Source organism: Echinicola shivajiensis (assembly GCF_018642165.1).
Lineage (GTDB): Bacteria > Bacteroidota > Bacteroidia > Cytophagales > Cyclobacteriaceae > Echinicola > Echinicola shivajiensis.
In genome coordinates, this window is record NZ_JAHHZM010000001.1 from 245706 (window position 1) to 259490 (window position 13785).

Genomic DNA, 13785 nt, shown 5'->3' on the forward strand with positions numbered 1-13785 from the left:
TTATTTTGGTATTATTAATAGCATTTGATCTTTGGGCATGCTCAATGTCAGCAAACCATCTTGAACTGGCAGCTCTGAAAGTCTGGTTTTCCCCTCAATGCCTATCTCAAAAACTTCCAATTGACCTACTCCTTCCCAGTCCTTTGGGATGGCCCACTTTCGCTCCTTATAACCTTCCTTGCTGTAAGCAACAATTCCTTTTTCTGACATCCACAATGCTGGCACAAAAACATCCTGACCGTCAACAAGCACCTTTTCTTTCTGAAGAAGCTTCAATTCTCCGTTTTCCAACTCAGTGCTGACCCCATTGGAAAAAACAACACTTTGCAGTCCTTCTTCTTTCACATAATACTTTCTTTCCAATTGGTTCAGGAAGTACCAAATCAAGGTTTGGGTGCAGAATTTTTCTTTGAAGCCTAATAGGTTTTCAGGGTCATTTTTCACTAGTTGCTCACCATGCATACTGGTACCAAACAACTTTCCATAATCCCTACGGTCCACTCCTCCGCTGTAATAAGAGGCGGGCCAGTTAAGATAATCTTCCAATCCCCAATCTACCCACCAAGCCATTGGCTGTATACCTGCAAAATTGTTCTTTCTTAAAAAAGTGGCTCCTTCGCTGGTTACATCTACTCCTTTTGATGCCCAGTATTTGAATAATTCAACTTGTGCATTGGACTCGTCTTCTACCGAAAAATCCAGGTATGGACTTATTGGCTCCATTAAAAAGGGGTGTTTACCTGGACCTTCTTCACCAATGGGTGCCCATGTGTGGAATGCATCAATATGTACCGTCCCGGCATCCTTTAAGGGCAAAAGTGTACAAAGGCTATCTATTCGCTTTTGTGCAAAACCTGTCTTCAATTCTTGGGCGTAACTGATAGGATAACCCCACTCTCCCTCTCTTAGACTTCCATCTTTCTCTTTGGCGATAATATCATTTTCCACATATGTCTGCCAAAGAGGGCTGTCCTCATAAGCATCAAACATATTGATATGGACGCTCACTGTGGTATGGTATTTTTTGGCTGCCTCCATCAACCACTTCAAGCTCTCCAATGCGGTCTTATCTACTTTTCTTTTTAGCCTTTCATTGACCTCAAACCAAGCTGGATATTTGGAATCATGGCCATGATATTGCCAACCGACCAAATAAATAATTTTGGGCATTCCCAAAGTCAAATGGTCAATCTTCTTGATGACCTCCAGCGCTTCTTCAAAATCCAAAAACACTTCCGAATCTCCATTATCCCTTCTTTTCAATTTCCCGTCAAACTTGGATTGGGAAAGCATCAACTTTAGTGTCAGGGTCTGATGATATGCATGGTTCCATGAAATGATCTGGGGATTTTTCTGAAAGGAATTGAATAAAGTATCTCCTTGGCCAAGTGCTAAAAGAGGAATCAAGAGGACAAAAATCCCTAGTATTAAACTGATTTTGTATCCCTTTATATAAGTTTCCGAGCTCATAGATGATGCTTGATTTTATTATTCTGCCTTGATCAAATAAGGTTGACCTGCCTTCAAATTAAGTTTCAGAGCTCCACCTTTCACTTTCTCTTTACCAATGGATTGCAATCCCCCAATAGTCACTTCATAAAGCGTCACTTCCTTTAAGCTCTTCCAAATTTCCGGAAGCTCAAACACTTTGGACTCTTGATCTTTATCAGTATAGAGTGCCAAACAATTGCCTTCCTTCCAAGTCACTGGAAATAGGATAGTATTCTTTTCCCTCAGACGGGTCTCACCCTGCATCACCACACTGTCCTGCAAAGAGACCTTAACATCATTAGAAAATAAGGCTATCCGTTCTTCTCTACTTCCCTCCACCGCAATGCGTTTATGATCGTTGAGAAAAAAATATTGTAAGCAGTTCAGGTAAAATTTTCGGGCAAAATCCCTGTCCCAATCTTTATTCTCCTCTTCAGTCTTTTGGAAATAGGGCCACAGAGGTTCTCCATACATACTCTGTCCAAACAGAAACCCAAGTCCAAAATCACTCCATTCTATATCAGGATTGATCCCACTTCCGGTATAAATATTAGCTGGGATTTTCACGTATTGATCCTGAGTCCGATGGTTGAAATGCCAGGCAAATGGCACCAATCCTGTCATATAGTCCATGGCCCATTCACTGGTCACATCGATGCCTTTTTCCTTCCAATAATTTAGGGCTTTCTTCTGATAGTCAGCTTCCATAATCATGGATTCCTGATGCCCTTTACTTTCCCGGGCTATCCAAGCATCAATATGAATGGTCCCTGCATTTTTTAGCTCAGGAAGTAAGTTGACCAAACTATCAATTCTTCTTTGGGTCCATCCAGCTTCCCACTCTCTTTTATAATTGATCTGATAGGCCTTTCTGTTATTATAATTTCCGATAACCATCAAGTTTCCAGAAAGGCCTTTTGAAATCATATCGTTTTCTACATAGGTATCCCAAAGCGGGCTATCATCATATGCATCGGTCATATTGATATGCAAACTTACTGTGGTGTGATACTTTCGAGCTTCCCTTATCAACCATTGTAGGCTTTCCTGGGCAGTATCATCTTCCGATCTCTTAAGGGCCTCATTGACTTCAAAAAAAGCAGGGTATTTATCATCATGGCCATTGTACTGCCAGCCGACCAAATAAATGATTTTAGGCACCTGCAAGGTCAAATTGTCCGCTTGTTTAATCAATTCAAGGGCCTTTCCAAAATCACAATATACTTTTGACCCTCCATTTTCATCAGGTTTGGCCATCAAAAGCTTCATGACCACTGACTTGGAATAATCATGGTTCCAAATCAATTGTTGAGCTGAAATCCCATGAGAAAAAAGGCAAAGGAAAATGGCTAATAGGCTTATTGATTTTAATTTATACATTAGGTTTAATAGGTTATTCTTTTGTCTTTCGTTGTTAATTACTTGGTGTACTGGGGTAAAAAAACCGGCCAGTCATTTACATGAACCAGCCGGTTGATATAGCCAGTTAAAACAATATTTCTATTTAGTAGCCTGGATTTTGTCCCAATTCCAATCCATTGGCAGAATAAAAATCCACCTCGGACTGTGGCAATGGCCATAGATCATTATTGATACTGATCATATAAGGCACTGGAACTTGTGTTTCATCAATAGTACTTACCCTTTCTACAAGTTTACCCCATCTTTTCAGATCCAACCAACGAATTCCCTCAAAGGCCAATTCCACTCTTCTTTCATGACGGATGGTCGCTCTCATTTCTGATTGCGAAAGTCCTGATGGGATATCCGGCATCTCCACTCTGGAACGTACCTTATTAATTGCCTCATAAACCGATGCATCAGGACCAACCACCTCATTTTGCGCTTCTGCATAGTTGAGTAATACCTCTGCAAATCTCAATACCACGTAATCTGTATCGCAATGATTGGAGGCATCAACGCTGGCTTGGAAGGTCCTATCGGCATATTTTCTAAGGTTATACATTAATGGCGGTGGCAAATATTGAATCCTATCTGACCACATGATATCTTCACCGCCATTTTCTCCAGCAAAGCCAAATACAGAACCAGGATGGTCAACCGTCAGGCTCAACCTTGGATCTCTATTGGCATAAGGATTTTCCGGATCATATCCAGAAGCAGGATCTGTAATCGGCAATCCATTTTTCATCTCAAAATCATCCACAAAATTTGCCAAAGGAGAAATACTCATCCACCAGCCCCAGTTCAAGGATCCAAAATTTTCTTCATTGGGTCTGAGGTATCTCACAGAATAAATTATTTCAGGGTTTCCTTCCTGTTCCGGCGCTGTGAATAGACTATTGAATGAAGGGGTCAAATCAAAGAAGCCGCTCTCCATGATTTCCTTGGTCAAAGCAGCCGCGGCTGACCATTGCTGATTAGCCATCAATACCCTTGCTTTGATAGCCTGCGCTGCAGTCTTTCCTACCCTACCATCATAAGCTTTTTCTTCCAAATTGGCAATAGCAAAATCCAAGTCCTCAATAGCCTGTGCCACCACCTCAGATTTTGAAGACCTAGGAAGCAAATCATCACCAAGGGCATAGGTAGAGGTTACCAAAGGCACATCTCCATAAAACTCGCTCAAATAATAGAACATTAAACCGCGGAAGAAAAGGGCCTCGCCCTTCCATTGGTTGATTTTCTGAGCCGCTGCTTCTACGTTATCGACATTTTCAAGAAAATAGTTTACCGCTCCTATTTGCTTATAAGCAATGCCATAAAACCCTGTCACCACACCTGAGGTTTGGGAATTAAGGGCAGTGGCCATGGCATTTTTAGCACCCAAACGGTTATGCTGTGTATAGGCATTATCTGTCAGTGCATCCAATGCAGGCAGTGAAAATGAATTGAGAAAATTATCGGATCCCCAAGGTTCATTGGTTTTCAATTGATCATAAATACCCGTCAAAGCCAACTGAGCATCGCTTTCAGTTTTCCAAAAGGTTCCCTCAGCCAATTGATCATGAGGATTTAAATCCATTTCTTTGCAAGCCCAAACAGAAAATAAAAGCACCGCTAGGCTTAGCCCATTTATTATTTTATTTTTCATCACGTTCTTCATTTTAGTTATTGACCTGATTAAAATTTGACAGTAGCTCCGAAAGTAAGCGTCCTGAACATTGGATATAAATTATCCGATGGCCTTTCAGGATCACCAAATTCAAACTTCGAGAAAGTAAGCAGGTTTTCCGCATTGAAGAACACTCTCACTCCACTGATAAAGGTATCATCCAAAATCTCCTTTGGAATACTGTAGCCAACATTCAAATTCTTAAGTCTCAAATACGAAGCTTCTCTCAACCAGTAAGTATTCGCTTCTTTGATAGATTGACCTTCTGGTGCTCCATACCAAATGGCCCTTGGCTTAGAGGTTGAAGGGTTTTCAGGAGTCCAAGCATCATCCCACCAAGTAATAGGATTGGCACCATGAACTGAGAAAGGCATTACCAATGACCATTCATTATTGATCAGCACTTTACGGCCTTTTTCACCTTGGAAAAAAATCGCTGCATCGAATCCTTTCCACTGTGCGGAAAACTCAAAGCCATAGAAAAAATCTGGATTTACCCCATCCACATCAATTCTATCATCAGGAGTAATAGCTCCGTCTCCATCGATGTCCTTATACCTGATATCTCCAGGCTTTGCTGGCCATCGTGGAGTAGGTCCATTGTCAATCTCCTCCTGGCTTTGATAGATTCCATCTGCCTGATACATAAAGAACCTGTTCATTTCTTTACCTTCTATCATAGCATTGGTGCCAAAAGTTCTGGTACCAAAGGTCACTAGTTTGTTCTTATATTTTGAAAAATTGAAGTTCGCGCCATAATTAAAGTCCCCCACAGAGTTTTGATGACCCAAGATTACCTCAAAACCTTTATTGTTCACCACTCCCTCATTTACAAATGGAGGCAACAAACCGGAAATCAATGGTAGTTGAGCTAATCTGAGAATACCAGATGTGGTCTTATCATAATAGTCAAAGGTCATGCTGAACAAGTTGTTCCTGATATTAAGGTCAATTCCAAAATCCGTTACTTCGGTTTCTTCCCATTTAATATCCTCATTGGAAAGTGATTGTCTAATAGCACCACCTTCAAGACTTCCGCTAAACGGATAATCCATACCCAAGGTCAATACAGACTGGTAAGGGTATAAGCCCACCAAATCATTCCCCATTTTACCATAGGACACCCTAAATTTCAAATTACTCAACCAGCTGGAAGCATCTTGAAGAAAGTTCTCTTCAGATATTCTCCATCCAGCTGAAAAGGAAGGAAAAAAGCCCCATCTATTGTCTTCTGAGAATCTAGAGCTACCATCACGACGGAAGTTGGCTTCAAAAAGGTATTTACTTCTAAAGTCATATGTAAACCTTCCAAAGATGGATTGTAAAACGAACTCATTAATATTGCCATCATTGGTCTGTCCAGCACTTGGTGCTCCTGACAACACATCCAAGCTTGGAGAAGCAAAGCCCCTTCTTGATCCACCTATGGTCTCATAAGAATCGGTCTCCTGGCTGCCTCCTATCATCAATCCTAAATTATGATCTTCAGAGATGCTCTTTTTGTAATCCAAATAAGAAAACAAGGTGTAATGTTGGGAATTGCTTACCCGATGGATCAATTGCTCGCTACCAATATTGTCCAAATTCCCCAAAAACTCTCCAGATCTATAGCTATACATCCTTAGTACAGGTCTTCTATTCTTATAATCTCCCTGAACTATATCGGCACCAGCTTTGGTATACCAGTTCAATCCTTCCATAAGATTGACCTCGGTAAAAATATTGGCATTAATGGCAAAGCGATTATCATAGGTAAGTGCGCTAGGACTGTTGGAAATAGCAAAAGCATTCTTACTGGACACATCCGCATAGCCCAAGGATTCGGGCATAGAACCATTATTACTTCCTGTATATCTACCAGAACCATCAAGCAGCCAAGGCTTATAGGTAGGCGATTGGGAAAGGATGCCCATCAAATAATCTCTTTCCCCATTATAGGGCTCTTTTCTTTTTGATGAGGTTCCACTGACATAGGCTCCCACTTTAATCCTATTATTCAATTGAGATTCTATATTGACCACGGCATTGGTCTTTTTGAAATCAAAACCATCTGCAATACCGTCTTGTCCCCAGTATCCTAAACCAATATTATATCGAGTTTTTTCAGATGATCCACCCATTTGGATATTATGGGATTGAACAGTAACATCATGTAAGTAAAAATCCTCATGGTTAAAATTGGGGAATTCATCAGAAGTATTGTTTCGAAAGTTGTTGATCACTTCTTCAGAATAATACCGCCCTGTATGTGGAGCCATCATGGTGTTAACTTTTTCCATGAAGTTGACCGAATTCCAATCCCTGTCTAGGGTATTGATCATTCGTTGATTCATTACTCTTCCAGTATAACTGATGGTGGATTTCCCCGGTGCTCCCTTTTTTGTAGTAACCAAAATCACCCCATTTGCAGCTCTGGCTCCATAAATTGAAGCGGATGCTGCATCCTTCAAAACTGTGATGGACTCGATAAAAGCTGGATCTAAGTCAGATAAATTCCCTACCAATCCATTAATCAATACAAGAGGCTTATTCTTATCGACTGTAGAAATATCCGAATCGGAGGAAAAAGAATTGACTCCCCTTATTTGAAAAGAAATATCTTCATTTCCTGGTGCACCGGTACTTTGTGTTACTCTCAAACCTGCTACTTTTCCCTGCAAGGCCTGAATAGGATTGGAAACATTTCTGTTCTCAAACTCTTCAGCTGATACGGTTACTATGGAGCCAGTAAGGTTCACTTTATTTTGTTCTCCGTACCCAACTACCACAAACTCCTCCAACTGGGCAAGGTCCTGCTCCATGGTAACATCAATGATCGACTGGTTCTGAACAACTCTTTCCTGAACCTTAAACCCAACAAAACTAAAGACCAGTACATCTCCTATTGCAGCATCTATATTATACTCTCCATCAATATTGGTCACGGTCCCCATTTGGGTAGCCTTGACTTTTACTGTAACACCAGGCAAAGGTTGCCCATCCTCCTCCGAGATAACTTTTCCGCTTATTTTATTGAGTTCAACATCCCTTATAAATTCTTCTACATCAGGTCGTGCATTCGATTGCGCAACGTTAATATGAATATTGTCATTTATTCTGGTAAACCTAAGGTTCGATTGAGCCGAAATATTGGATAATATATCTGCCAAAGTCCCATTTTTCACATCTATATCAACCCTTACCTTTTCAGCTTCCAGGTAATTGTCATTAAATGTAAACCTCAAATGCGTTTTTTGCTCTAGCTCCCTCAGTACTATCTCTAGAGGTTGATCATTTGCGGAAATAGAAGTTTTGATTTTATGGATACTTTCCCGCTGAGCATTGCTGGTATTGGCTAATAAAACAGCCGTAAAAAACAGCTGCACTACGAAGCCATATACAAAATATTTGGATAGCATAATGATTTGCCTAAGTACTATTTTTTCCATACTTTGAAATGATTTTAAGTGACACAATACTTGAAATTTGCCTTTGCTCGATTTGGCGATCCTGACAAAGGCTCAGGGACAGTACAGTTACCGCTGTACTGTCCTACTTTTAGCTACTGTTCATATATGTCTGTTTCATATTATTTTGGGTTTTTAATTGTTATGGTGTTTCCTTTTATCTCGTAATTAAAATTGGAGGTAATGCCAATTCCTTCCATCACTCGCTCAATGGTTTCCTGGTGGTATATTCCTGTATAGGACCATTCTTTAGGAAAAATATCTCCCCCGTAAATTTTCATTCCATACCATTTCTCTATTTTCTTCTTGACATCCTCCCAGCTATCCTTCTTAAATACAAGGTATTTGTCTTTCCAGCCGATGACTTTCATAGGGTCAAAAATGGATTTATTAAAGGTGCCCTTTTCCTCCATGGTAAGCATTTCCTTAGGTGCGAGCATGATCTTATTGCCGAGATCATCTTCAATAGCAACCTTCCCTGTTACCAAAGCAACTTCCAGTTTTTCGGATTGGTTAACATTGAATGAAGTTCCCAAAACCTTTATTTGAACATCTTTTGAATGAATAATAAAAGGCTTTTCCTTATCCTCTGCTACATCAAAAAATGCCTCACCCTGTAATTCTACCTCTCTGATACTATCACCAAAAGTTTTTGGGAAGGTAAGTGAACTCTCAGAGTTTAAGTGAATAGTAGTCCCATCGGAAAGTGAAATAATGGATTTCCTGCCAGAAGGGTTTGATTTGGTAACCAGTTCTGGTTTTACTTCCTCTACCTTTTCAGGAATGTTAATAATATTATAAGAAAGAATAAGGCAAGCCCCTACTAATATCGCAGCTGCAATATTCTTGATCCAACCTGTGTAAATTTTCCTGCTTTTTATAATTCTCTCTGGTTCTGCCCTGATGATATCTTCATACATTTCTGTATAATCAGCGTCGGATATTTTCACTTCAGCCCTATAGTTGACAGACTGGATGATATCAGAAGCTTTGAGAACCACATTTATTTTTTCAGGATGATTTTCCAGCCATTTTCTCCAAAAATGTTCAGTATCTTCATCTGGGGACTTCACCCACTTGACAAAGAATTCATCAGTCAAAAAATCCTCAATATCGTAATTCACATATTTCATATTTCCTACGGCCCCTTTAATGTCAATGCCTCTTATTCTCTTCGGTTGCTTACAAATTAATTTTCTCTTTCAAACTTGCTATGGCCCTGTAGACCACTTTCCTAGCGGATCTTACATCTTTAAAATCCATTAGTTCACACAACTGTTTATATGAAAACTCCTCCCTATAAAAAAGTAACAAAGCCTGCCTTTGCCTGCTGGGGAGTTGATTAATCGCTTCTTCCAAAAGCTGTTTCCGTTCTCTGCTTACTTCCTCATTGATCAACTTAGTCTCATGGGAAACTTCAACTGGAAATTCTTTTTCAAAATTGTCTACAGACTTAAAAAGTAGGTTACTCTTCTCCCTCATCATCTTCAGAAGATCCCTGTAAAGTATCTTAAAAAGATAACTTTTAATGCTCTGAACATCCCCTAGCCTCTCCCGCTTTCTCCTTAATGAAATGAACATCATTTGGATACAATCCTTGGTCATGGGCTCATTTCCGGAAATTTGAAAACCATAATTATAGAGCTCTGGAGTATACTTTCTATAGATATAATTAAAAGCCAACTCGTCTCCATTCCTAAAGGATTTCCAGATTTCAGCATCCGATATTTCTGTATAAACCACATTCACTTGCTTATGATGTCGGATCATTAGTGACTCATCAGCAGACTCGGAATGTAATTGGCTATTTTTGGGGTCCTTCATTAAAGTTTTGGTCTACTGTTAAACCTTCATATATAAGAGGGGAAAACCATATTAAATGTACCCAAAAATTTGAAGGTTTTTTCGTAAAAAAACGAAACAAAAAATGTTTCAAAAACACTTATCTTAAATATAAAACTTCATTTCATTACTTTTACAATAGCATCAAATAGATCAAAGACTATAAATAGCAGTGAGAATCATTGTCGCTTTAGGCATATTACCAATAGTTGATTATATCAATTTAAAGTCAATGCCAACAATCCTCCTATGATATAGGTAGACTGCCAGCCTAAGGACTTATGGTCTCCTTGGTGTAAAACATAAATCCAGGGAACAATACGCCTTTCACCATCCATATAAATACCCAAATAGTTCCTTGTCCTTCCTAATTGCCCCTTAGAAACAAAAATTTCTCCAGTATAAAAGGGTCTAAAAGGCCCCAGTTTGATTGATTCAGGAGGGATTAACCTTAGATCGGTCCTAAAGCGAAACTTTTTGACTAATTCTGGCAGCAACCTATATTCAAAGCGCTGCCTATTCCTTATTGCCCATTTTCCCAATTTAAACTGTGATCCTAACCTTATTTGCGGTCTGTTTTCTATATACCACCTTCCTTCATCTTGGTACCTTTCATGCCTAAAATAGCCTTCCAAATAAAAGCTCCTTGAAATAGAATATTTTAGTCCGGGCTCTATGAAATTATCATAATTACCCATTCCCTTTTGGAATAAACAATTAAGCAGAGCAAAAGTGCTTACCTTCTTAGAGATATTGCCATATAAGTATAATTCTGTCCATATTTCATGCTTAGTCATAGGACCATCCAGTCCTTGACATCCCCCTTTTAGATTAAACCAAAGAAATAATGCTACAAAAACAAGCGATGATTTTTTAAGGCACTTTAATCTCAGCACCTTTTTATTGCACTGTAACCTCATTGATAAACAATGCAAGGAGGTAAATTATTAGAAGCATAATCTGCCTTAGCAGTTTACAAATAATTGAAATTTGCATAGCTCGCCTGCTTATACATAAGGCACAATTCCGAATGTATAACCAAGCTATGAAATTGTCTACTGAACCATATCGCAGAGACAAAACCTACTTCCATTTATATTCTCCTGTAGTATTACCATAATGTAAATCCCTCCTTGCTTTAAATTCATATTATGGCATTACTCTTAATACTTATAAATGGGGTAATATTTATTCAATGAAAAAAAGGCGTAATGCTACTGAATGCTTTCAAATACTGGTTTCCCTCTCCATACTTGTGGCATGTCCAAACCAAATATCCAAGCTATTGTGGCGGCTGTATCATAAGTCATGATTAAGTCAGAAATTTCATGGTTCTTTTTGATCCCTTTTCCTTGGATAATCCATGGAATATAAATCTCTTCAGGACTCTTTCCTCCATGACCTTTCCCTGTTCCTCCGTGATCAGATGAAAGCATAAATATAGTTTCATCCTCTATTCCTGCCTCTTCAATGGCATTATAAATAATGCTAATTCTTTGATCCACTTTTATGAGTTCTTCATAATATTCGGGTGTATCATGGCCTATATTATGCCCAACGCCATCTGGCTCACTAAGATGAACAAACAAAAAGCTGGGCTTTTCAGCTATAATGGTTTCTGCAGCTTTCTTAGCACCATCTTCATCATTACCCTTTACATCTATGATGATGTCAATGGCATCCTTTTCCAATAATGGGCCTATGCCACCCCAGCTATAAATAGCAGCTGTTTTAGCTTTTGGTTTTTGATCCCTTAGCAATCCAAAAATAGAAGGATAATTTCCGTATTCACTGATCTTAGCTGATGGAATCTCAGGAGTCTTACTCCCCCATTCTGTATACCCATGTGCTGTTGGTCCAGAGCCCATCAGCATGGAAGCCCAGTTGACAGCACTTGATGAAGGCAAAACTGTTCTAGCCTTCAAACTATAACTTCCATTTTCCATGATCTTTTTTAGGTTTGGCATATCGGATTGGGGAATGGAATAAGCGCCAAATCCATCAAATCCTACCAATATCACATGCTTTACTTTCTTTACTTGGGCATGCAGACTCCCTGCAAACAGGACTATAACCTGTAGCATTAATAATACAATTACTCTTTTCACCTTCTTATTACTTAATGATTATTTATAGATTTAAAACAATAGGTATTTCCTGTAAAATCTGCTTTATAGAAGCCACTATGGGAAATTGCTGCTGAAGTGATCACAGGTTCTATTACATTTCTCTTCCAAAGTAGCCTCCCGGTATTTGAGTCCACCACGTAAATCTTCCCTTTCATAGCTCCAAAAATCAATTGATAGCGGACAAAAACCAGAAAGCTTGCATGCAGCATGACAATACAAATGATCAAGATCCAGAAACAAGTACATAGGAAAACTTCTTGGTAAACTGAGTACAAGAAGTTTTCCTTTATTTTTTATAATGAACTATTTAATTAGCCACATGACTTCATCCCTGCTGTCATTTTCTGAGCCGAATTGGTTTTTCAGTGCATTTCGATAATTCTCTTGGTTCCGGTCATTTTCTGAAGAAGGGTAAATCCATCGAACAGGTATTTGTTCCACATTATTCTCACTACTGAATTTATAGGTTGGAACCCCTGTTCTTCTTGTCATAAAGAAGGACTCCCAACCAGAGTTTTCAGCATAAGCGATATACATCTGCTCATGAATTCTTTCAAGCCCTTCCTCTCCACCAATATAGGGAGCCTTTTCCGCCACATAACTGGACGCTGCAGTTTCCTCTATACCATAGAATTGCATGGAGGCAACGACTCCCTCCTGGTAATGATCTGCCACACTTCCTGAAATCCAGCCCCTATGGACGGCCTCAGCCAAATTTAGTTCCTGCTCTGAATAACCGATCCAAATTGCCGCTTGTCCTGTGTAATTCCAGTATTTGGCTTCATTTGGAAAAGAAAAGTCTCCATCCAGTTTTTTGGAAGAATTTACAGTTCCATTAGCTGAGAAATCTGCTCCAGCATAGCTATTGAAATCAGCCCTAACTGCCAGCTCATTGCCTTGATTGGCATCCAAGGCATCCTGAGTTGGATCTGCCACAACCATCAATCTTGGATCTTCATAGGATTTTAACATTTCAATATAGGTATCCACATAAACAATTGCTGCCCGGTACACGGCTTGGTCAGGATTATAAGATTGTCGGAAACCATCTTCATTCCTGTATTCCAGTTGGGCATTATCATTAATGCCGGTCAATAATGGATATTTATCTGGTTGAGAATATAAACGATTCATCCTTCCAGGGACATCCAGTTCGGGATCATCCGATTTTTTACTTAAGGTCATTAGAATCCTGACCGTATAGGCATTTATGATTTTCTGCCAACTTTTAAGATTCCCTTTAAAATAAATATCCCCATCAATGCTAAGTCCAGGGTTGGCCTGGATAAAGGCCCCCAGTTCCAAATTTGCCTCATCCAACCATTCCAATGCCTGAATGTAAACTTGTTTTTGTGAGTCATAAGCAGGAGTTGGGTTTTCAGCTCCCATCATTGATTCACTTAATGGAATGTCCCCCATCCTTCGCGTCATTTCAACGTAGTAATATGCTCTAAAAAATTTTCCCAAAATCCCATAAACAGGTGCATTGGCTCTTTGGGCTTCTTCCTCCATTTTGTCAATATTACGAATGGTTTCATAGGTAAATGAAGCCCTCCCAAATTGATAACTTGGAGCGGTGGCATTGTCTGTGGCTATCCACATATGGTATTGGGCAAATGAATAGGCATCTCCGGAAAAAGAAGATTGTGGCTCTGGTGTTAAGCTGGTAAATAGCAAACTTGGAGGTACAGTTAGCGGGTCATTGGGATTTTCCCTAAGTTCCTCGAAATCCAAGCAACCAGAATTAATCAAAACCAAAGCAAATACGAATATTTTCTGTAATAATTTCATGGTTGTAAAA

9 protein-coding genes are annotated in these 13785 nt (G+C 39.4%); all 9 read right to left on the minus strand.

What is annotated here, in order from left to right:
* A complete protein-coding gene (locus KMW37_RS00990) occupies positions 1-1470 on the minus strand; it encodes an endo-alpha-N-acetylgalactosaminidase family protein (protein WP_215222741.1) in 1470 nt (489 codons plus the stop codon).
* Between the two features lie 18 nt (positions 1471-1488).
* Positions 1489-2871 (minus strand): endo-alpha-N-acetylgalactosaminidase family protein, encoded by a 1383-nt coding sequence (locus KMW37_RS00995; protein WP_215222742.1) that lies wholly within the window; start codon positions 2869-2871, stop codon positions 1489-1491.
* 124 nt (positions 2872-2995) lie between these two features.
* On the minus strand, positions 2996-4546 hold the full coding sequence (locus tag KMW37_RS01000; protein ID WP_215222743.1) for a RagB/SusD family nutrient uptake outer membrane protein: 1551 nt from the start codon (positions 4544-4546) through the stop codon (positions 2996-2998).
* A gap of 29 nt (positions 4547-4575) precedes the next feature.
* Positions 4576-7995: a SusC/RagA family TonB-linked outer membrane protein gene (locus KMW37_RS01005; RefSeq protein WP_215222744.1), complete on the minus strand. Its 3420-nt coding sequence runs from the start codon at positions 7993-7995 to the stop codon at positions 4576-4578.
* A 140-nt stretch (positions 7996-8135) separates the two neighbouring features.
* Positions 8136-9146, minus strand: coding sequence for a FecR family protein (locus tag KMW37_RS01010; RefSeq protein WP_215222745.1), 1011 nt, complete (start codon positions 9144-9146; stop codon positions 8136-8138).
* Positions 9147-9195: 49 nt separating this feature from the next.
* On the minus strand, positions 9196-9837 hold the full coding sequence (locus KMW37_RS01015; RefSeq protein WP_215222746.1) for an RNA polymerase sigma factor: 642 nt from the start codon (positions 9835-9837) through the stop codon (positions 9196-9198).
* Between the two features lie 236 nt (positions 9838-10073).
* Complete coding sequence (locus KMW37_RS01020) at positions 10074-10652, minus strand: DUF2490 domain-containing protein (protein WP_215222747.1); 579 nt, start codon at positions 10650-10652, stop codon at positions 10074-10076.
* 417 nt (positions 10653-11069) lie between these two features.
* Positions 11070-11963, minus strand: coding sequence for an alkaline phosphatase (locus tag KMW37_RS01025; protein WP_317195539.1), 894 nt, complete (start codon positions 11961-11963; stop codon positions 11070-11072).
* Positions 11964-12287: 324 nt separating this feature from the next.
* Positions 12288-13775 (minus strand): SusD/RagB family nutrient-binding outer membrane lipoprotein, encoded by a 1488-nt coding sequence (locus tag KMW37_RS01030; protein WP_215222748.1) that lies wholly within the window; start codon positions 13773-13775, stop codon positions 12288-12290.
* Between the last annotated feature and the right edge of the window lie 10 nt (positions 13776-13785).